Source organism: Belliella buryatensis (genome assembly GCF_900188245.1).
GTDB classification, from domain to species: domain Bacteria; phylum Bacteroidota; class Bacteroidia; order Cytophagales; family Cyclobacteriaceae; genus Belliella; species Belliella buryatensis.
The window spans coordinates 1-22,199 of the sequence record NZ_FZOK01000018.1 but is presented as its reverse complement, the minus strand read 5'-3'; the positions used below and the strand labels follow the sequence as shown (position 1 = coordinate 22,199).

Here is a 22,199-nt window from a genome sequence, read left to right as displayed (position 1 = left end):
AAAAAGAGGACTTGTCTAAACAAATCCTCTTTATAATTTATTGATTGTATTAATTATGCTTCCGCAGGAACTACGTTAACATACGATTTACCATCAAATTTCTTTTTGAATTCTACTTTTCCATCAGCAGTAGCGAAAAGCGTATGATCTTTACCTAGACCTACGTTTTCTCCTGGATGATGTTTAGTACCTCTTTGTCTTACGATGATATTACCAGCAATTACTGATTCACCGCCAAATTTCTTAACACCTAGTCTCTTACTATGTGATTCTCTTCCGTTTTTGGAACTACCGACACCTTTCTTGTGAGCCATAATCTTTAATGTTTATTGATTCCTGAAGGAATTCTTATAATACAATATTTTCGATCAATACTTTAGTGAAGTCTTGTCTGTGACCGTTCTTCTTTTTGTAACCCTTTCTTCTTTTTTTCTTGAAGACGATTACTTTATCACCTCTTACATGATCAAGAATCTTTCCTGATACCTTTGCTCCTGCGATTACTGGAGCACCGATTGACACTGTACCATTGTCATCTGCCAACAATACTTGGTCAAATTCCACGGAAGCGCCAGCTTCGCCTTGCAATTTTGGTGCATAGACGTACTGATCTTTAGTTACTTTGAACTGCTTACCTGCGATGTTAACGATTGCGTACATAGAATTTGTTTGAAACTATTTTATCAAATTGAGGTGCAAATATAGGAAGTCTACCTCATACAAAAAAATAAGTATATAAAATTGGACGATAATTTAGTGATTACTGAGGTTTTCAACCTTTATTTCTTTCAAAGATAATTGATTTACAGCTATTCATTAGCTTTTTATTGATATTCATTCAAAGAGTTCCTTCTGAAGGGAATTAATTGACCAACGGTCAAAGTTTTCTTGGTTTTAGTCCAAAAATATTTTTTTATTTTTTTTTCAAAAAGATCAAAAGCGTGATCTTGATGTATTTGATTTAATTAAAGTTATACTATAATATATTTAAAAATTTGTAAATCAATTAATTAAAGTATTTTGAATAATGGTCAAAAAACTAAGTAAATAGCCTGTTTTCGGGTTTTATTATTCAAAATTGTTGTCCATATTTGTTCAGAGGCAAGTGAATCTTTTTGCCTTTTAAGCCCTAGCACGTCGGAGTAAATCATGTTTAAAGTCTTAGAGACGAGGCTTTCAATCATTAAATTATTATAAAAATGCAACAGATCGAACCAATTCTTCAGGATAACAAAAGTCGTTTTGTCCTTTTTCCAATTCAGCATAACGATATCTGGCAGTATTACAAGAAAGCAGAGGCTAGTTTTTGGACTGCTGAAGAGATCGATTTGAGTCAAGATCTAAATGACTGGAAAAATCTAAATGATGGAGAAAGACATTTTATTTCCCACGTATTAGCTTTTTTCGCTGCTAGTGATGGAATCGTAAATGAAAACCTTGCGGAGCATTTTGTAGCTGAGGTGCAATACACAGAAGCAAAGTTCTTTTATGGGTTTCAGATTGCGATGGAAAATATCCATTCGGAAACCTATAGTTTGTTGATTGATACTTACATCAAAGATGCAAAGGAAAGGGATAAACTCCTGAATGCCATTGAACACATAGACTGTGTAAAGAGAAAAGCAGACTGGGCGCTGAGATGGATTGATAATGGCAGTTTCCAAGAGCGCTTGATTGCATTTGCTGCTGTCGAGGGAATTTTCTTCTCGGGTTCTTTTTGCTCTATATTCTGGTTGAAGAAGCGTGGTTTAATGCCTGGATTAACATTTTCAAATGAATTGATTTCAAGAGACGAAGGCTTGCACTGTGATTTTGCCTGCCATCTTTACACGCAGCATGTCAATAATCAATTGCCAAAAGAAACAGTAACCATGATCATTAAAGATGCTGTTGAAATTGAAAAAGAATTTGTAACTGATGCTTTACCTGTAAGACTGATTGGTATGAACTCTGACTTGATGTGTCAATATATAGAGTTCGTAGCCGATAGATTGCTTATGGAATTGGGCTGTGAGAAAGTTTGGAACAGCACCAATCCGTTTGACTTTATGGATATGATCTCTCTACAAGGGAAAACTAACTTTTTTGAAAAAAGAGTAGGTGATTACCAGAAGGCAGGTGTCATGAAGTCCACAGAAATAAGTGACTCCCCAAAATTCTCCATTGGAGAAGATTTCTAATAAATTTTTAAAGCCCAAACCAAAGATATCATGCTAGTAATCAAAAGAGACGGAAGAAGAGAATCTGTAAGATTCGACAAAATCACCGCAAGGATAGAAAACCTTTGCTATGGATTGGATAATAGATACATTCAGCCCATTGAGGTTGCCAAAAAGGTAATCGATGGCTTGTATGATGGTGTGACTACTACAGAGCTTGACAACTTGGCTGCCGAGATCTGTGCTTCTCTTACTGTAAAGCATCCGGAATATGCAACTTTGGCAGCGAGGATAGCGATTTCTAACCTTCACAAAACCACAAGTCAATCTTTTTCAAATACAATGAAAAGATTGTACACTTACATCAACCCCAAGACTAGTGAAAATGCGGCTTTGATTGCCCAGGATGTCTATGGTATTATAAAGAAAAATGCAGCTAAGCTCGACGAGGCCATTGATTATAATAGGGATTTCTCTTACGATTATTTTGGTTTTAAGACGCTTGAAAGAAGCTACCTGACTCGATTGGATGGGAAAGTTGTAGAAAGGCCTCAGCACATGTTGATGCGTGTATCGGTGGGAATTCACAAAGAAGATATTGAAGCGGCAATCGAAACTTACAACTTGCTTTCTGAAAAGTGGTTTACACACGCTACACCAACACTTTTCAACGCTGGTACACCTAAGCCACAGCTATCTTCATGTTTTCTCTTGACAATGAAGGATGATAGTATTGATGGTATTTATGATACTTTGAAACAGTGTGCCAAAATATCTCAGTCTGCCGGTGGCATTGGTCTTTCTATTCATAATGTACGAGCAAAAGGCTCTTACATCAAGGGAACCAATGGTGTTTCTAATGGCATCGTTCCGATGTTGAGAAACTTTGATATGACTGCCCGTTATGTAGATCAGGGTGGAGGAAAAAGGAAAGGAAGCTTTGCGATTTATTTGGAGCCTTGGCATGCTGATGTAAAGGATTTCTTGGAGTTGAAGAGAAATCATGGTAAAGAAGAGATGCGAGCTAGAGATTTGTTTTACGCCATGTGGATTCCAGACTTGTTCATGAAGCGTGTGGAGCAGAATGAAAGCTGGTCTCTGTTCTGTCCAAATGAAGCACCTGGATTGGCGGACTGCTACGGTGCTGAGTTTGAGAAATTATATGAAAAGTACGAGAGAGAAGGACTTGCTCGCGAGACTATAAAAGCGCAAGAGTTGTGGTTCGAAATATTAGAATCCCAAATAGAGACTGGAACGCCATACATGCTGTACAAAGATGCAGCAAATATGAAATCCAATCAGAAAAACCTTGGGACAATCAAGTCCTCCAACTTGTGTACTGAAATCATCGAGTATACTGCTCCAGATGAGGTTGCTGTATGTAATCTAGCTTCTATAGCACTCCCTAAGTTTGTGTTGGAAGGAAAGGATGGTGTAAAATATTTCGATCATCAAAAGCTTTACGAAATCACTAAAGTAGCAACAAGAAACCTCAATAAGGTCATAGATGTCAACTACTACCCAGTAGAAGAAGCAAGAAGATCCAATTTCAGACATAGGCCAATTGGTCTTGGCGTACAAGGTTTGGCTGATGCCTTCATTCTCTTAAGAATGCCATTTGATTCTGAAGAGGCAAGGAGACTAAATGAAGACATTGCTGAGACCATGTATTTTGCAGCGATGGAAACATCCATGGAATTGGCAAAAGTTGAAGGGACTTATGAAACCTATGAAGGATCACCAGTGTCTCAGAGCTTGTTCCAATTTGATCATTGGGGTGTAACTCCTAAATCTGGCAGGTGGAATTGGTCAGAATTGAAGGATAAAGTGAAAAAGTACGGTATCAGAAATTCACTTTTGGTGGCCCCTATGCCAACGGCTTCTACTTCTCAGATTCTAGGTAACAATGAATGTTTTGAACCTTATACTTCAAATATTTATACCAGAAGAACCTTGTCTGGAGAGTTCATTGTGGTGAATAAGCACCTGATGCGAGATCTGATTAATTTAGGTTTGTGGAATGACAACTTGAAAAATAGGTTGATAGCAGCTAATGGCTCTGTACAAAATATCCCTGGAGTTCCACAAAACATCAAGGATTTATATAAAACTGTTTGGGAAATATCTCAGAAAAACATCATTGATATGGCCGCAGATAGAGGAGCATACATCTGTCAATCTCAGAGTATGAATGTGTTCTTGCAGGACCCTAATTTTGGAAAATTGACTTCTATGCATTTTTATGCATGGAAGAAAGGACTGAAAACAGGTATGTATTATTTGAGATCACAGGCCGCAACAAGTGCTATTCAGTTTACAGTAGATAAGGCAGCATTGAATGTTGACTCTCAGGCACAGCCTGTATCTTCTGACTTGACTATGACACAACAAAAGCAAGATGCTATCGCATGTTCATTAGATAATCCTGATGACTGTGAAATGTGCGGCAGTTAATTAAGTAAGGAGTAATATTTAGAGTTCGTTTATGGTTAGAAAAGCGTCCGATTTTGTCGGACGCTTTTTGTTTGATATTCAAACAATTTCAATCTGCGTTTACTTCTATTTTTGATACACTGAAGACTTCTATGTTATTTTATGTGCCATTTGCAATTCTATTTATAGAATCAATCATCCCTTTAAATGTGACTAAGTAGTAGTTTTCATAACAGTAAGTTAGTTTTTTACTTCCGTGCTTTACTTTAAAGAATCTTCCTATTCTATTGGATAGAGATATTGACAGTGTCAGATTATCAATAGAGAGTTTTCTGTTTTCAACTCAATTTAAAGTCAAAACGCCTTTTTTTAAGCATTAAATAGTAACCTTCTAGACTCAAAAAGAATCTATCTTTCAATTTGATTGAATTGATCTCTATGAATTTTTACTTTGTATAAAGAAAAGATATCTTTTAAACTTCTATTTCCATCATCATCTGTGTACCTAATTCTTTGAGTGCTCGAGAAAAGATAGTAATCCTCATACCAATGAACGATTTTTGAACTGTTTCGCTTGATTCCGACTAATTCCTCATTGTTGTTCAATCCTGTGACAAGGACTTCATATTTTTCCTTGGTCCCATTTATAGGATTGAAAAAATGAATGAAAAGATTGTTCTCAACATTATAAATATGATGAAGCTCGTTCTCGTTCATAATGTTGACTTCTCCTATTTTGATTGGGAAATGTGATCCTGAGGGTTTCAATGAAACGGCATCATCCCATATGATATTATCCTCTTTGTCTTTTAAAAATAGATGTCCTGAAACATACCTGAAATTTTCTATAAAATTATTGGTAAAAGTTTCACTACCTGCGTGGAGTCTGTAACTATCCCCTCTCGTTAGTCCTCTAGGTATTGGATTGAATGCCACAAGAGAAGGTGTGATGGATCCCATCCTTAAGGCAGAATAATCGGCATAACGACCTCTTCTAGGATAATAAAGAACATCTCTACTCGTAAACGTTTCTGAATACACCAATTGGTAATCTTCATGTTCGACTATTTTCCTTACTGCTATTAAAGGTTTAAGTTTCGGGCTTTTAATGTTTTCTTTTTTTCTCTCAAGTCTTTTGGTTAGTCTTTTAGCTTTTCTTTCAGGTAGGTAATTATAAAATTTGGGAAATTTATATAGGTTAAAAAATTGGATATTTTGATTTCCAAAATCCTCAATCGTATTCTGATAGTACCCATAATAAGCTGACTTTTTCTTCTGGCCGTATGTCCCAATCAAGGATTCGTCTAAATTATCGCTTGAAAAAAGTATTGATTCTATATATTCCATTTTTTTCTCATTTGGATTATTTAATGTAATTTCTCTAATTAAATTTCCATTGGTATCAAATGAAATAAGTGATGACTCGTAAACTTTATTGATAACTTCCTTTCTGATTAAGACATTGAAATAATCAATATTTTTATCATGGTGAAGCTGTAAGACTTTAGCCTTATAAAAAAATATTCCTGGCAAAGTTGTTATCTCTCCATTTTCTAAATCAAATAATTGTAAAACGGGACTTTGGTCTAATTCTCCTTGTAAAACTACCTTTCTATCTATGACCATAAAATTCCTCAGTATCATTTCAGTCAGATTATCGATTGAGTATTGTTTGGTGCGCTGTTCTTGAAAATCTGCTTCAATCAAATATCTTTTTGTTTCACTGAGATCTCTCTTTTCAAAAATCAAATAAAGTTTCAAATCAAATAAATAATACCCTACCATACTGTAATAAGTCTGAAGTGGAACTTGATAGGATTTTGTGATATCTAAACCTTTATTTGTTGCAAAAACTTCTAAAATGGGACCTTTTGATTGATTCACATATGACCTGAATCCAATAACCCCTTCATAAGTATTAATTGTTATAAAGTCTGATTCTGAAAATTTTACATCAAGATCAAGTTTATTTTCTATTTCTATTTGAGCAAAAGTAGATTGTATAAATAGTAAAAAGCAGGATAAGAAGACTGTTGATTTATTAAGCATAAAGAATCTTTTTTTTTAAAAATTTAACCACTCACTATTTTATTACGCAATAGATTAGTTTGAGTTATATTTACTGTCTTCAAAATCAAACAATGCCCCATCGACAGCAATTTTAGTAATAAAAAATACATCTCTGTTTTGCTGTCTGCCATCTTCGTCTTGGTACTTGATATTTTGCTTTCCTGTCAATAAGTAATTGTTGTCATACCACCAATATAGCATCAAACTTCTCACTTGCGTATCCCTGATTCTTTCTGTTTCGTTGATGAGTTCTATATCGAAAAGTTCATTTTCGAAAATTACTACCCCATCTTCTATATAGCTTAAAGCCAGCTTTTCTCCCTCTAGATACATAAAGTGCAATTTCTTTCCATCGTAACTAAGCTCCCCAAACTTACTTGGGTTGTTGGTAGTCTTACTTGGTAGTCGGAGAGCATTATCCCAGACGATGTCACCATTGTTATCTAGTAGTATAATTTGAGCAGCATGAAATTTATACTCTCCCTCTCTTGAGGTATTGAAGTTGGGGTTATACGGCATACCTCTGTATCCAAAATAGGGATCATAAAACATATTGTTGTAAAAAGGGCTGTACGGATTGATTCTGTAAAAACTATTGGCATAGACACCATCTCGAGGGAAATACCTAGGATTATTGGCTGTGAAAAGGTCACTATAAATCAGGTGCCCATTTCCTAGTGTGATAACTTCTCGTGAGGAAAAAGCAGGCTTGATAGTAGGGATTTTACCTTTACTTAGATTTTGTTCTAAGCTTCTAATTCTTCTTTGTCTGGTTTTTTCAGGCAGATAATTATAAAAGTTTTCTAGATTTTCGAGTGTATAGTATTTACTAGTGATTTCTCCAAACTCGTTAATTTCAGACATATAAATCCCCTGATAAGCCTCTTGCTTTTTCTTTCCATAAGTTCCGATCAAAGCTTGTTGATACTCTTGGAAGGGGGTCAGTATCCCTTCTATGATCTCCATTTTGGGGTCATCAAGACCTTTAAGGTTGATTTCTCTAAGCTTGTTGCCTTCAAGGTCAAAAGTAATCACGAATACTTGCTTGACTTTATATTGATCTCGTTTACTCAACAGCACATCAATTACACCAAGTTCTTCATCTTTGCGTAATTGGAGGATCTTTGAATCTTTAGAATATATTCCTTGCGCGGTGATCACATTGCTCGTTTCTATATCAAAAAATTGAATGACGGGTAGTGATTCCGAATCCCCCATAAATACAATTTTTTCCCCCAAGACAAAAAATTCCTTCAGCTCCATATCCAATACGTTGGACATATCATATTCCAAATTCGCTTCCTCAGAAAGCTTTATTTTGATGATATATCGATCTTTACTAGCATAAGAGTTACCTTTTTGAAATAGGGCATAAAAGCTACCATCATTCCAGTCATATCCGATTAAATCATACCCAGGTTTTACAGGAATCGTATTCATCGCTCCTTTATTAAGATTAAAATCTGTACTAAATATTTCAAAAATAGGCTGACTACTGGAACTTCTGTCTTTATTTGTTCTGAACGCAATTAGTCCACTTTCTGTAAAAATGGTCATATAATCACTTTCCCCAAACTTGACTTCCATTTCAAGTCTTTGGACAAAATCAACCTGAGCCACTACTGGCGAAAAGAGATAGATTGCTAAAAAGATGCTGAGTATATATTTCATAAATTCTTAATTCAGCTATGAGACATTTTTCATTAAACAGAAAGGGTGGCAACAAGTTTTCAATGATTGATGCTTAAGATACACCTTAAGATTTTATTTTAAAACAATTAATCCTGACATTTGTCCTTATCTGTAACCAATATTTTTGAAGCCTTGGATCAAAAAGAAATTATAAAAAAATTAAAACTCATCATCAAACTTATGGAGTTGCATGATGAAAATTCATTTAAAATCAGGAGTTATCAGTCTGCAGTGAATACTTTGGAACGTGGAGAGGATATCCAAATCGTGGGAAAAAGTATTGCTGAGCTACAAGAAATAGGCGGTATAGGAAAAAGTATTGCAGAAGTAATTTATTCTCTAAGTGACTTAGGTACAAATGCTTATTTGGAGGAATTGTTACAAAAAACACCAAGCGGTATTCTTGAAGTCTTAGACGTAAAAGGCCTGGGACCAAAAAAGGTCAAAGTCCTTTGGGAAGAAATGAATATCACCTCTACTCACGAGTTGATGGAGGCTTGTCAGTCAGGTCAGGTTGCTAAGATTAAAGGTTTTGGTGAAAAAACACAGGAAAGCATCATCCAGGCTCTGGAATTCAAAGCAGCCAATCAAGGCAAATGGCTTTATGCAGATATTGAAGATGTTGTCGATGATTTGTTAAATAACTTAGCAAAATTAGATTGGATCAATGATATAGTTACAGTGGGTGAGTTTGCTAGGAAACTTGAAATCATCACAGAGGTAGAGTTTTTAGTAGCCACCGCTGATAGGAAAGGAGTGTTTGAGGGACTAGCCAAAATCCAGGGTATAGTAATCAACGAGAAAAAAAGTAGCCCATTTAAGTGGAGGGGAAAACTGCTAGATCCAGAACTTAGCTTGGTGATTCATCTGACATCCAAGGATGAATTTATTAAAGAGAAAATTTTAAGAACAGGAAGTAAGGCACACTTACTCTATCCAATGGAAGGAAACCTTCCATTTGCGGATATATTAAAAACAGGTGACTTCCAATCAGAGAAGGAAGTCTATCTATCGGCAGGATTGAATTGGATCCCAGAAGAATTAAGAGAAGGTTTTTTTGAGTTTGATTGGGCCAAAAAGGAAGAATCTCTCTTGGAAGAAAAAGACCTTAAAGGGATTCTGCATAATCACTCTACTTATAGCGATGGAAAGCACAGCTTGAGACAGATGGCCGAATATTGCAAGGAATTGGGTTATGAATATTTAGGAATTTCTGACCACAGCCGTACTGCATCTTATGCTGGAGGACTAGATATTGAGAAAGTAGCAAAGCAGCATCGTGAAATTGATGAATTGAACAAAGAACTCGCCCCTTTCAAGATATTCAAAGGAATAGAAAGTGATATTTTGACTGATGGTAGCTTGGATTATCCTGATGAAGTATTGGCTAGTTTTGACTTTATCGTATCTTCTATTCACTCAGGTTTGAGTATGGATCGAAAAAAAGCCACGGCAAGATTACTTAAAGCCATTGAAAACCCTTATACAACCATACTTGGACACCCTACTGGAAGATTGTTACTAAGAAGGGAAGGCTACCCAATAGATCATCAGGCAATCATAGAAGCATGTGCGGCAAATCAGGTAGTGATTGAAATCAATGCTAATCCTTGGAGGCTAGATTTGGATTGGAGGTGGGTTCATTATGCTTTAGAAAAAGGAGTGAAGCTTTCCATCAATCCTGATGCCCATGCTATGGAAGGTTATGCAGATATGCGCTATGGAGTACTGGTAGGAAGGAAAGGAGGACTTACTGCAGACATGACTTTCAATGCACTGAGCCTTGATGCAATAGACAAGTATTTCAAAGAAAGAAAAAAGAACTCAAGTAAATAAGTACTTATGAATTGGATGGAAAAGGACGAGAAGCTCTTGTTGCAGCGCTCGTTTTTATTTGGAGCAACTGGAATTGCCTTATGTTTATTAGCATTGGCCAATACTTATTTTGAGTTATTACAAGCTCCTATGGGACCTTTGAACGGAGTTGGGGTAGCTTTGCAGTTTTTCGGGTTGAGTATAGCGGTTCTTGTATTGAGAAAGCGTAAAATCCAAGAGGAAACAAAGGACAAGGCCAAGCAAATGATTTTGGTATTAGGAGTTTCTTTATTGTTTTTCTTTATGGTCATCTGAGTTTAAATCAACTAAGGTATGATTAAAAGAGCTCTATTTGTATTTGGGTTGACTCTGATATTTCTAGCTTCATGCAGACAGCAGGAATTTTGGCAAGAAGGAGATATTTTATTTCAGGATGGCGATTGTGGAGATTTTTGTGATGCGATCAGAAAGGTGACCCAAGGATATCAGGGAAGAGATTTTTCCCATAATGGACTTTTGATACAGGAAGAAGGCCGTTGGTATGTGCTAGAAGCCATTGGCACAGGGGTAACCAAGACACCTTTGGATGATTTTCTCAACAAACACCTCGACGGTGAAGGAAAACCAAAAGTCATGGTAGGAAGACTTAAATCTGAATACCAAGATTTGGTTCCAAAAGCCATTGAGGAAGCAAAAAAGCATCTAGGCAAACCTTATGATTCTGTTTTTGATTTTGAAAATGAGGCCTATTATTGTTCCGAATTGATTCATTTCGCTTTCAAAGCAGCTAATGGGGGGGAAGATTTATTTACTCCTAAGCCAATGACCTACAAAGATCCAGATACTGGAGAATTATTTCCGATTTGGATTAATTATTTTGAAAAGCTAAATGTTGAAATTCCAGAAGGAAAGTTAGGTTTGAATCCCGGAGGAATGTCTTTGGAATCTGTTTTAGAAATGCTAGAACTTCCTATGTGACCTTTGTTGCAATTAGATTTAAGTTTGAACAATTACCTTTAGCAATTGCTTTATTGTTAGTGATTTAAATTCGGGTTATGTTGCGTTCCTTCTTCCAATTGCAAATCAAAGCGTTTGATTACCTAGATAGTCATTGGGAAGGCTCAACAGTTTCCAAAGTGATCAGCAATATTGTGCTAGGCTTCTTTTTGTTTGGGCTACTATTGGGGTTATTGAATTATTTAGGTTTTTGGGTATACAATGCCCTTTTCAGTCCTTTCTTTGCTATTGAGTTAGCTTTCAATGTATTGTTGATTTTTGAAGTGCTGGGCTTGATCTTCCTGATTCCTAAGTCAGTTGCTGATTCAGTAGGAAAGCAGTTCGAAATCATATCATTGGTGCTACTTAGAGATGCATTCAAGGAGTTTGGACATTACTTGGAATCTGTAAATTGGGAATTAGAATTTGTCATGGAATTGCTTCCGATCATATCTGACGCTTTCGGGGCTATACTGATCTTTTTCATTACGGGGATTTTTTATAAGAATCAAAGGCATCTTCGGATTACTCAAAGCCATGAGGAACAAAAAGGGTTTATAGGAATCAAAAAGTTGCTATCTATATATTTGACGATTTCTTTTTTTGGATTGGGAGTTTATGATGTGATTTCGACTTATCAGACACATCAGTTTATTTATAGCATCAAGTTGTTTTATACCTTATTGATATTTACTGATGTCTTTATTCTCTTGTTTTCACTGCGGTATACGACCAAATATTTCAATCTTTTCCGTTATTCTTCATTTGCCTTGGCGACTATATTCCTCAGATTGACTTTGTCAGCTCCTGCCTATTACAATGTGGGTTTGGCTATAATAGCTGGGCTGATGGTGTTAGGAGTTACTGCTATTTACAACATGCTTTTGAACAAAGTACCAGAACTGGAGAAAATTGAAAAAATAAGTTCCTGATTTTGAATAGAAATAGCTTTTGTTGGCTGAAAAATACATTTTTTTTGAGGGTCTAGTTTGGAAAAAATGAAGCAACCTGTTATGTTTGCATCACGTTAGACAAACGGGTTTAACAAATACAACAAATTCCTCCTTAGCTCAGTTGGTTAGAGCACATGACTGTTAATCATGGGGTCCTAGGTTCAAGCCCTAGAGGGGGAGCCAATTCAAAAAAGAGGTCAGAATCGACCTCTTTTTTTGTTTTTAACCCCTCCAGTTTCATTTAAACAAGGTTTTTGGATGGTTGCAGCTTTTTTAAAAGTCCATCTTGACAAAAAGTACCAAGCTGCAGCTGAAGGTTGTAACTGATTGAAAGTCAAAACGTATTGTTGATTCAAGGTTTAGAAGGTAGTTACTTACTTTTCGTTTTTTTCGAATTGATCATGTCCGAAGAACTTTGAAATCTCCACTGCCTTTTACAAATGTTTCCAATTGACCCATCGATACATTGTCTTTGTCTGCGTCCTCTGAGATTTGAATGAGTGCTTTGATTGGAGGAGTAAACTGATATGTTGGATTTTTGTCCTCATCAAATTCAATCTTATCAGCAAAGATTAATCCCAGAATCTTTTTTTTGGTCCTGCCGTCCGCTTTCTTATAAAATCCAACCAAATCCTCCATTAACTTGATATCGTTGTCCAGATAGTCTTTAAATGGGGTCTTTTGACTTCTTAGATTTGAAAGTTCACTATCAATTTGAAAGAGTTTTACTTCAACTGACGATTTCAACTCATTATAATCACTAGCATCAATTTTACCTTCCAAATATTCATTCTGTAAAAAGGTTTTACGACCTTTTAGAACTTCTAATTCTTTTTCTAAACTCCTTAATTTGTGTTTTCGGTCAACATCCATTGATTCAAATTTCTTGACCAAAACTTTCTTATAGTCAGAAATGGTTTTAGCCGAAAACTGAATCTTTTCTAATATTTTTTCTATTACATCATGTGTCCATGGAACTGGATATCTTGGACAACCATTTTTTGTACACACGTAATAATGATAGATATCATTTCTCCCCTTTGCACCATAAGCTGATAGTGTTCTACCATGTTCAGAACATCTTAAATAACCTTTCAATGGATAGAGTTCTGATTTGTCACTCTTGAAATCCATATTTCGTTTTTTTCCGTCCAAGACGTCATTTGCTGTCGCAAATAGTTCTTCACTGACCAGTGGCGGATGAAGACCATCCACAATCTTTTTAGGTTGATCCTTAAATGGCATTATCACTACTTTTCCAGTGTATGCAACATTCCTAATGATATTGGGGAATTGGTTTTTTGTTATTTTCATACCTTTTCCATTCAACCACCTTCGGATCTGATCAGCTGAATATAAACCTGAAGCCATTTTTTCGAATGCTTCTCTTATCAAATTCGCCTGTTCATTAAACGCCATCGAAGGATACTTTTCCAACCTTATCGGTTTATATCCGCGTAATGGTGAACCTGTCCATCCTCCAGATAAACGACACCGATATGATCCTTCTTTGGTTCTAAGAGATAGTTTTTCGTTCTCAACTTGTGGCAGTGCGTATTGAATAGCCTCAACGACCAATGATTCAGGACTTGTGAGATCTATCCCCCCTTCAACAAACTCCACATCACACCCGAGAACAGTAAGTTTGGCTTTCTCCATCAGAGACAACAAGAGATTTCTTGAAAACCTATCCGCTCTTAGTATTACCACAGCGGTAATCTTGTCTTTTTGTTTTTCTTTGGATTTGATCAATTTGATGATCTTTTTCCATTCAGGTCTATTAAAATCCTTTGCAGAATGGTCTTCACGAAAAGACTGAATAACGTTATACTCTTTTAGTTCGCAGAACCTTCGAATAGTCTGTTCCTGATAGTCCAATGAATATCCTTGTTGGGCTTGTTCATCGGTCGAGACACGAGAATAAGTAATGACATTTTTCATCAGGCTGCTGTTTTTTGATTTTGGCCAATTTCCAGATTCTTATCCTCTTTTGCTGCACCTATATTTTCGTTTTTTTCCAAAAAGTACTGATATTCAATTTCAGCGAACTCATATAAAAGGATTGCTATTGAATTTATTCGTTCATCTTCTAAATTGGAAGAGACTTCTTTTAAATTAACTGTCTTCATAAATTATGATGATCATATTTTTTAAGAGTTTATTTCCATGATTGACCTTTGATTATTCTGTAGATTACTGATCGTGATACACCATATTCCTTGGCAAGTTTGGCCTTACCATATACCTTAGGGATATGTTTTTTCCTAATTTCTTCCACTTGTTCTCTTGTAAGTTTACATGTACTTCTATTCTCAGGTCGGTTAAAAGGGATCAGACCTGAGGCCTGAATCCCTTTGTTTTTCCCTTTAAATCTGTCAGATAGGTTTTGGTATTGTTCCAATTTTTTATCTGACTTCATTACAAAATCAGAGTTCATGATCCGATTCAATTCAGATTGTATTAAATCGATATTGAGATGTTTTGGGAGTTTTTCCATGTTAGGCAACCTGAAGAAAGTCCATCCTCCAATACTTCTCGTAGTTGTGTGGTTGTTCAAGAATCGTCAATCCCATTTTTTCCACAACCCTAATGGATCTCTCTTTAAGGTGATCCCAATTTTCCCACACGTACATGAGTATTTCATTGGTTGACTTCTCATCTATACCCAATTCAGAAAGACAGTTGGTATTTAGTGCCACATCTGCCAACCAACCCCAATGTTCCGTCTTAGATAAGTCAAAATCCAATACTCTGCATCTTGATCTGATTGCGTTTCGGTGAACAATCAACGGTGATTTGGCTGCTCCCTTTTTTCTGGCCTTTTCCACTTCTTCGTCGAGAGGTAGACGATTATTAGAAGTGAAAATGAATTTCAAATTATGGGTTGGTACTTCAAATCCAGACCTTCCTTCATGTCTGAAAAACTTTACAGCCTCCAATTGTAGTTCAGTAAGATCACCTTCCGTATTGGCCATTGATTTTTCATAAGTAAATTTATTTGCTCCCTCCAACACATTTTTCATGGCATTACATGATGGTTCCGTTCGGAACAACTCATCCGAATCATCTACAAAGATTGTCAATGGAATGAGATTTGGGTTTCTATACTGAATTACTGCCAACATAATACCAAAGGCATACATTGAAGTATTTCCCGTCAATTCCAAATGATTGATTTTTAGATTATTCAAAACATGTTTAACGGAGAATGTTTTCCCAAGTCCAGGAGGTGAATACAAGTACAAATGTCTGTATTTCTGTGAACTTGAAATCTTAACAACCGATTCAACACGGGAAAGGAACAAACGTCTTTTTCTGGCACCTTTATAAAGGGCATATTCTGGAGTTGTATTTTTAATGAAGGAGTTCATGTTTTTTATTTATCTGTAAGAAAATACTCTAAAGATTTTGGGAAATATTAAGCTGCATTAAGAAGGAGACCACTGTCCCCTTTTTCAGGGAGACAGTGATAGTTGACCAATTCCAAATCACTCGAATTGAAATGTTTGACAGCATTTTCAATAACTCCACATCCAATGGTATGATACTTTCTTGACAACTCAGTTGACAATGCGACCCTATTCAAGAGGATAGATGAACGACCCACGACATTAGTCCCTGCGAAAGGATCATACACAATATCATTTTCATCAGTAGTCATCATGATCGGAATGAAAGGAAGAAGTTCCGCCATAACTGCTGGTCCTCCCTCGCTGTAAACTTTGTATACCTCATTGTTTTTCCCTGTAGTACACTCAATCATATGAAGTACATCCTGAGCCTTAATATGGGACATGATTTTTTGGTACGGTTTAGAAATTGATTTCACTTTCTTCCATACCGTTCCATTTTCATCCACATCTTTAGCACCATTGGTAATTTTCATTTTCTTCACTTTTTCAGGATGAGTGTAAGTCACCAAATTATACTTAGCTTTTTTGGGGTCTACCACAAACCAAAGAATATACTCCAAATTATTAATCGGTCTTTGTACATGCTCATTCTGAGGTTTAGGGTTTGGTTTTGACCATACAATTCTGTCTTTGTACACCAATTTAGTTTTCCTAACAATGGCATCTTTGAGCATATCTACGATTCCAAGTCCAACACCATTATCATAAGTCTCACCTATATTGATCATGACATTACCAGTGTCTTTCATTGTCACAGAAACCTCTCTAAAGATTTTTGCCATTCGATCGCAATACTCCTCAGGTGTCTCTTCATGTCCTGCTTGGTCATACCCTTCACCATTCTCATAAAAACGAAGGGAGTAATACGGTACAGACGTGAAAATGAGATCTACCTTATTGATGAACTCTGTCTTATTTTTAATTTCAAGACAATTCATGTTGTAAGAAAATGACTTATTTGGGATTACGAACGTATCCTTATATTTATTGAGAGAGTCTCGTGACTCAATCAATTTACAGGCTTCGGTAATACCCAATTCACCTTTCACAAGTCTTTCTGTAAACCCATACCTATTCTCTTCGTCGATATCTTTCCATTTTTCAAGATATTCATGACACTTATCAATTGACCATTTTTGGGTGACAATCCCGGTCAAAAGAGTATCATTTTCAAGATCATTATTGATAATATCCTCAACTTTTTTAATGGTCTTATCACCTTTCCATCTGTTCCCAAGTTCTCGTGCAATCACCTCATGTCTATTGTATTTTTCTCCAAGTGTCTTCTTACCTTGTCTTTTTGGAATTCGATTGAAAACAGTCTTAATCTCCTTTACCTCATCACTTTTCGTTTTTTTTCGATATTTGTTGTGTATGATTCTTTCCTCTTCTGAAGCTTCGACATCTTTGATAATGACCCACACATCTTCCAATCCAAGATGTTCAATACAAAACTTTCGTCGGTACCCATCAACCAACTCAAATTTTTGATTGATAATCATCGGAACTTTTTGTCCATGGTCTTCAATAGAGGTAATCATTTCCTCTTTTTCTTCATCAGACCAAGTCTCGTAGAAAGACTTAAGAGATTCTACTTCAATAACCTGGCGGATTTTGATCAACACCATTGTTCCCTCCAAAACTGGTCTCAATTTCGAGGTATCCAAGTTTTCAGGGAATTTATGAGCATACACAACAGGTTGAATCCTGTAACCATGATCACCGATCAACTTGAAACAGTTTGATCGTGAATCTTCTAACATACCAAGAGTCTGATTAGACACCTCTTCTACTGTTACAGTAGGAATGGATACCTCGTGGGTATCATTGATTTTGGAAGTAATCATAGTTTTGAAGTATAAAATTGTAATTTGTTGTTATTTTATTTAGGTCGACAATATGGGCATAGGTTTCCCAGTAGAGGAGTTTAAACCTCTAAAACTGGGTTAAGTGATTACACCTCTTATATTGTTGTTATATTTTTAAGGTCAACATTGTTCCCAAAAAAACACCCATTAGTCTGGGTATCTTTGATTGTAGTCCTTAAGACTTTCCTCTCTGATTTTTTCAATTCCAAGTTTTATGACCAATGGATCTTTCTTACCACCATCGAACTCATCTAACCTACCAAGGGATTTGACATACTTCCTTTCCCTCTCTCCTTTATCATTTAACCAAAAACCACGGGCGGTTAGATATGTAATTTTTGACTTAGAATGGACACTAGTAGCAATCTGAACATCAGGTTGAATGACTAATTGAAGTCTTTTCATTTGAAGAAAATACTTTGAAATAAGAGAATTGAAATCACCAACATATTCATATTCATCCAAAAACTCTTTTTCTTGTTTTATTGAGGTAAAATAAGTTTTTAGGAGTTTTCTTTTTTGTTTTTCAAGTCTAATATGAAGGTGTGTTAATGATTTATCCTCCAAAACTTCTTTTTCCAAGTTACTTTGGATAACTAGATTAATAAATTCAGTTGCTTCAGACTTTTCTTTCAGCTCCATGAATTGTAATCTGTAATCCTTAATTAGATTATTTGTCCAATCTATCTTCCCATTATCTCCTGTTAATAAGAGAAGAAGTAAACATTCGATGACCGGTGTGTTGGTGACTTCAATTAATAAATCCATGTTGACTTTTATTTTTACACAACAAAGCTAGGGAGAATAAAATTGTTGTGCAAATTTTAATCACAACTTACCTGTATGTAATTCATAATAAAATTTTAACATGCTGATTTCCAGATTAAAAAATTTTAAAAACATATGTTTGATTCGGTATCAATCTCAGGAATTCAGGGTTATTCACGTTCATTTGAGGGTGATATTATCCATAAAAAAACAACCAATACTTTTGTGTACTGGTTGAAAACAGTACCCCATTAACAAATCGTAATTTTACGAAAGGTGAGATTCAGAACTTCCTTTAAATTGTTAAGAAGTTGGTGGTACCTGAGAGGATGATAGTAAAACCACTTACATCTTCCTTCAATTTTTAAGAACGTTATATTTCAATAAATAAACCTATCGGAAATCCTCAGCGGAAAGTTGGAATACAGTTCAACCGTTGCCGGTGTTCTTAAAGTTCTAGCCCTACCAACTGCCTGAATCAGGTCGGACTCGATCAGTGCCAGTTGAATCTCACGGAGGTCTTCATTGTCAAAACAGTTGAACATGAATCTGAAGCCATTATAATCGATCTGTTTTCGACTAACTGAGGTATCTGAAGTCTTGAATTCAATTCCCAACATCTTCGCAATCATCAGATACTCCACATTATTGCGGTGCGGTGTACCCACTACCGTAATGTCTCTACCAGCCAACGTATCATATCCTGAACAGTTTCCGAAGTAGATATCTTTTACCCCATTTTCAAATTGATGTGTGAAAGACTTAAACGTAATCACCGTTTTATCCCCAACTTCATCACTGATCTGTTTCACGTACCGATTCAATGAATTTCGGGAAAAGGATCTTTTGGTGTATTGGATCACTTGTCCTTTTTGTACCACATCACCCACATCAAATACTTCTACTCTATCCCCAAAAAGACTCTTATATATATAAGGACTCACCGTTGCAGATAATATGATGATGTTCTTGTCTTGGGGTAATTCTTTCTTTACCACATAGTGAATTAAATCAGGGTCCAGCCGATCTTTCACGAAATAGGTACTGGCGAAGAACCCAAATAAGTTGGAATCCATCGTATAGGTATCTGAAACTTTCTCAATCATTTCATCCAATTTAACGTCCAACAATGGTGTGGCAGTTATTTCGGATTGGTTGGCGTTACGCAAGAGATTAACCGTATTGGTTATATCTTTTCGATCTTTTTGCATGGTCAACTCCAATCGGACTAAATCTGAAATCCTGATTTGTTGGATTTGGATCAAGGAACCTAATGGATCTTCATCAAAAATCAAGGTATCATGATTGAATTCAGTATGTAATGCCCTAGCATGGGTGGTCACGACTGTATCGAAACTTGACTGACTTAACTGGACTTGATCAATGAAGGACTGTGCCATCATCTTATCTTCTTCACTTACATTGTAATGATTGTTTTTCGAAACCATATCATAGATGATACGAACAGCCTTCTTGAAGTTACCAATTGAATAATAATACTGAATCATTCTATTAATACGATCATCAGCAAAAATCACAGGATCAGGACTGGTATTACAATCAACAGTCATTCTATCTTTTACTTCGTTCTTAAGTGCATTCGTTGGTAACGCAATCGTACAACCAGTAACAGAAGTGATCAACTTGGTCTTTCCTATAGCGGTTGGTAATTTAAATAGGTGGATCTTTCCAGTATTGCCCGATTTAATCACCTTCTCGAATTCTTCATTGAGTTTTGTTTCTGCTTCCTCCAATTGAATTTTATTTACTTTCTCAATTATTTCAATCTTTCCTCTCTGATCCCTCACCTCACTTATTAAGTCATACACGTTATCATCCTCAGGGTAAGTTGAAAACGCATGTATCGGTTGCGGTGGATAATTGATGATGTTCAGGTATGGAAGAATGTTGAAATTGTTTTCCGTATAATGCGTAAGACCCTGCTCATTGAATTTGGTCATGGTCTCCTTCATCATCTTCCTTCCTCCTTTCACGTTGATCAGGTTGGTTGCCAATCCAAACAATTGGTCATGGTAGAGCCACTCACCTTTTAGAAATTGGTCCAGTATCTTCACTCTAGATCTAGCTACCTTCCAATCAATTTTAATTTTCTCGCCCTTTCCATCCAGTGTACTGGAACTTGGAGAAAAAGAGGAACTTCTATACTTATTATATAGAAATGTTCGTTTTTCTCCATTTTCTTCCAGTTGATCAATAAAAAAACTACATCCCTGTAAGGGGGCGGAAATGGATCTAGTTCTTCCCTTATCCTGAGAAATTTTATTAATAGACACATGTTCAAATAGTTTAATCGCATCTATTGGTTGGTAGGTAATAATTTCAGGAGTTTTACCACCATAAAAGAATCTGGCCAAACTGAAACATTGGGGATCTGCCTCAGGAAACATGGTTTGTAGTCCAGTAAATAATAGGTTTTGAATTTGATGGTCTTCAATTTGAGTATTTAGAAAAAGTAATACCCGAAATTTAATTAAATCATCCGTTGATGAAAATGTGCGGTACCATAACTGTGGTGTAATACTAATTTCATCAAATCGTTTTATTACGATATCTGGTGTGACCTTAAGTTTTTTGTTATCAAAATCAAGTCCTATAACAGATTGTTTTTGCCAGTTACCATTTGCAGGATTGCCGTTAAATATACCACCTGACCAAGTATAACTATATGGTTGATTAACTAAGGTAGCAACCTCGTTAATAGTACATCCTGTAACGACATTCAGGTTATTTGAAATTTTTCCTACAACCTTACGTGTCTTCGGCGGTTTAGTTGTTTGTGGTGTTGGATCAATCGTGATGTAATACCTTTTTTCTTCATGCTCATTCATAAAATAATAATCCCCATCTTTTCATCGGTGAAGGACGATTACTCGGACAGGGAAAAATAAAATCTTTATGTACTATTGGTAAGATCCTTCACTATCAAACCTGTACATTAAAAAATATAAACAAAAAAAAAGAAAAAGGGAAGGCCTGATTCCTATGAAGTTTTACCAATGTTTTTGACAATACAGTAGACTGTTTTTTGTCGTAGTAAGAGTATGTGTGAATCCAGTTGATTAAACCCCTTACCAATAGAACATTTTACCGATTTCAATACCAATAAATGGATTTCTTGAAAAAAATAGGTCTGAATTTTTGTCGGAAATTATAAACGTGGGGATTGACCTATTCATGAATCTCGAACATAAATTTAAAAAATATAGAGCATGCTATTAGCGCTAAATCCAGCGCCACCAGAAAGTGAATTTTAATCTGCAAAATTAGGTGGAAGTCAGATTTACATCTAACTTTTTCGATTTCAATTTTCCAGACTATGACCGTAATCATTAAACTCAACCCACACCTGCATCGCTAAATAATTTACCATTTGATTAGATGAATTAAATATCATATCAGGTGTAATGAGTTCATGGGGATCGAGGTACCTGAATCTAAACAACATCAAATGCATATCATGCATATCAGGATGAATGATTTCTTTCACTTTATCCAATAATTCCTCATACTGTAATACGAAATCAACTGCATCGTAGGTCATACTTTAACATTTATTAGTTTCTTGATTTTTGTAACAGTATTAGGTGATAACCCAATTATTTTAGACACTTCTCTGGCCTTATATCCCTTTTTAAGTAGTTCCATCGCTTTTTTATTTCGTGGTTTAGACAAAAAACGGAGTGGGTCTTCTTTGGTATTTGGTTTGCGACCGAAGTAAACATTTCCTTTAAGTTTAGCGATCGCAATCCCTTCTTTTTGACGCTCCAAAATGAGTTTTCTCTCCATCTCGGCTACAACCCCTAATATTGAAATCATCATTTTTGCGACGGGGTTTTCCTCACCATTTTCATTTAATGTTGTAAGTCCTTGGCTGATAAAATGAACAGGGATCTTCTTGGCAGTAGTATAATGTAGAAAATTTATAATATCCCTTAAGTCACGTCCACAGCGATCAATTTGCCAACAATGAATTTTACTTACGATTCCTAGGTCTAATAACCTCTGGATTTC

19 protein-coding genes and 1 tRNA gene are annotated in these 22,199 nt (G+C 35.8%); 7 read left to right on the top strand and 13 right to left on the bottom strand.

Features of this window, described 5'->3' with window-relative positions; translation table 11 throughout:
• Window positions 1–53: 53 nt before the first annotated feature.
• Both rpmA and rplU read right to left on the bottom strand, forming a co-directional pair.
• Window positions 54–314 carry a 50S ribosomal protein L27 gene (gene rpmA / locus CHB66_RS15705; RefSeq protein ID WP_089242368.1) on the bottom strand — a complete coding sequence of 87 codons (261 nt, stop codon included), beginning with the start codon at window positions 312–314 and terminating at the stop codon, window positions 54–56.
• A 34-nt stretch (window positions 315–348) separates the two neighbouring features.
• Window positions 349–660, bottom strand: coding sequence for a 50S ribosomal protein L21 (rplU, locus tag CHB66_RS15700; RefSeq protein WP_089242367.1), 312 nt, complete (start codon window positions 658–660; stop codon window positions 349–351).
• A 539-nt stretch (window positions 661–1,199) separates the two neighbouring features.
• Here rplU and CHB66_RS15695 point away from each other — a divergent pair.
• Both CHB66_RS15695 and CHB66_RS15690 read left to right on the top strand, forming a co-directional pair.
• Window positions 1,200–2,180, top strand: a complete 981-nt coding sequence (locus CHB66_RS15695; protein WP_089242366.1) for a ribonucleoside-diphosphate reductase small subunit — start codon at window positions 1,200–1,202, stop codon at window positions 2,178–2,180.
• Window positions 2,181–2,210: 30 nt separating this feature from the next.
• On the top strand, window positions 2,211–4,613 hold the full coding sequence (locus tag CHB66_RS15690; protein WP_089242365.1) for a ribonucleoside-diphosphate reductase subunit alpha: 2,403 nt from the start codon (window positions 2,211–2,213) through the stop codon (window positions 4,611–4,613).
• A 387-nt stretch (window positions 4,614–5,000) separates the two neighbouring features.
• Here the strand turns inward: CHB66_RS15690 and CHB66_RS15685 are convergent, their stop codons facing one another.
• Window positions 5,001–6,641, bottom strand: coding sequence for a hypothetical protein (locus CHB66_RS15685; RefSeq protein WP_089242364.1), 1,641 nt, complete (start codon window positions 6,639–6,641; stop codon window positions 5,001–5,003).
• Between the two features lie 54 nt (window positions 6,642–6,695).
• Complete coding sequence (locus CHB66_RS15680; RefSeq protein ID WP_089242363.1) at window positions 6,696–8,333, bottom strand: transcriptional regulator; 1,638 nt, start codon at window positions 8,331–8,333, stop codon at window positions 6,696–6,698.
• Window positions 8,334–8,534: 201 nt separating this feature from the next.
• Here CHB66_RS15680 and polX point away from each other — a divergent pair, with 201 nt between their 5' ends.
• From polX to CHB66_RS15655, 5 genes are all read left to right on the top strand, one after another.
• Window positions 8,535–10,190 carry a DNA polymerase/3'-5' exonuclease PolX gene (gene polX, locus CHB66_RS15675; protein ID WP_245812765.1) on the top strand — a complete coding sequence of 552 codons (1,656 nt, stop codon included), beginning with the start codon at window positions 8,535–8,537 and terminating at the stop codon, window positions 10,188–10,190.
• 6 nt (window positions 10,191–10,196) lie between these two features.
• Window positions 10,197–10,484 carry a hypothetical protein gene (locus CHB66_RS15670; protein ID WP_089242362.1) on the top strand — a complete coding sequence of 96 codons (288 nt, stop codon included), beginning with the start codon at window positions 10,197–10,199 and terminating at the stop codon, window positions 10,482–10,484.
• 18 nt (window positions 10,485–10,502) lie between these two features.
• Window positions 10,503–11,147 (top strand): YiiX/YebB-like N1pC/P60 family cysteine hydrolase, encoded by a 645-nt coding sequence (locus tag CHB66_RS15665; protein ID WP_089242361.1) that lies wholly within the window; start codon window positions 10,503–10,505, stop codon window positions 11,145–11,147.
• A gap of 77 nt (window positions 11,148–11,224) precedes the next feature.
• Complete coding sequence (locus CHB66_RS15660) at window positions 11,225–12,097, top strand: hypothetical protein (RefSeq protein ID WP_089242360.1); 873 nt, start codon at window positions 11,225–11,227, stop codon at window positions 12,095–12,097.
• 127 nt (window positions 12,098–12,224) lie between these two features.
• Window positions 12,225–12,301 (top strand) — tRNA-Asn (locus tag CHB66_RS15655).
• A gap of 216 nt (window positions 12,302–12,517) precedes the next feature.
• On the opposite strand, the gene CHB66_RS15650 is transcribed toward CHB66_RS15655, so the two are convergent.
• The 9 genes from CHB66_RS15650 to CHB66_RS15610 all read right to left on the bottom strand — a co-directional run.
• The gene (locus CHB66_RS15650) at window positions 12,518–14,059 is read right to left on the bottom strand and encodes a recombinase family protein (RefSeq protein WP_089242359.1); all 1,542 of its coding nucleotides are present in this window, start codon (window positions 14,057–14,059) and stop codon (window positions 12,518–12,520) included.
• The gene (locus tag CHB66_RS15645) at window positions 14,059–14,247 is read right to left on the bottom strand and encodes a hypothetical protein (protein WP_089242358.1); all 189 of its coding nucleotides are present in this window, start codon (window positions 14,245–14,247) and stop codon (window positions 14,059–14,061) included. Before CHB66_RS15645 ends, CHB66_RS15650 begins: the two co-directional genes overlap by 1 nt.
• Before the next feature lie 29 nt (window positions 14,248–14,276).
• Entirely contained in the window at window positions 14,277–14,615 is a 339-nt protein-coding gene (locus tag CHB66_RS15640) for a helix-turn-helix domain-containing protein (RefSeq protein WP_089242357.1), read from the bottom strand.
• Window position 14,616: 1 nt separating this feature from the next.
• Entirely contained in the window at window positions 14,617–15,489 is an 873-nt protein-coding gene (locus tag CHB66_RS15635) for an AAA family ATPase (protein WP_089242356.1), read from the bottom strand.
• Window positions 15,490–15,536: 47 nt separating this feature from the next.
• Window positions 15,537–17,378, bottom strand: a complete 1,842-nt coding sequence (locus tag CHB66_RS15630) for a DNA methyltransferase (RefSeq protein WP_089242355.1) — start codon at window positions 17,376–17,378, stop codon at window positions 15,537–15,539.
• Window positions 17,379–17,546: 168 nt separating this feature from the next.
• Window positions 17,547–18,167: a hypothetical protein gene (locus CHB66_RS15625; protein ID WP_089242354.1), complete on the bottom strand. Its 621-nt coding sequence runs from the start codon at window positions 18,165–18,167 to the stop codon at window positions 17,547–17,549.
• 380 nt (window positions 18,168–18,547) lie between these two features.
• Entirely contained in the window at window positions 18,548–21,016 is a 2,469-nt protein-coding gene (locus CHB66_RS15620) for a hypothetical protein (protein WP_089242353.1), read from the bottom strand.
• Between the two features lie 473 nt (window positions 21,017–21,489).
• A complete protein-coding gene (locus CHB66_RS15615; protein ID WP_089242352.1) occupies window positions 21,490–21,729 on the bottom strand; it encodes a hypothetical protein in 240 nt (79 codons plus the stop codon).
• Window positions 21,726–22,199, bottom strand: a 474-nt coding sequence (locus CHB66_RS15610) for a recombinase family protein (protein WP_089242351.1), incomplete at its 5' end; no start/stop codon positions are given. The genes CHB66_RS15610 and CHB66_RS15615, both read right to left, overlap by 4 nt.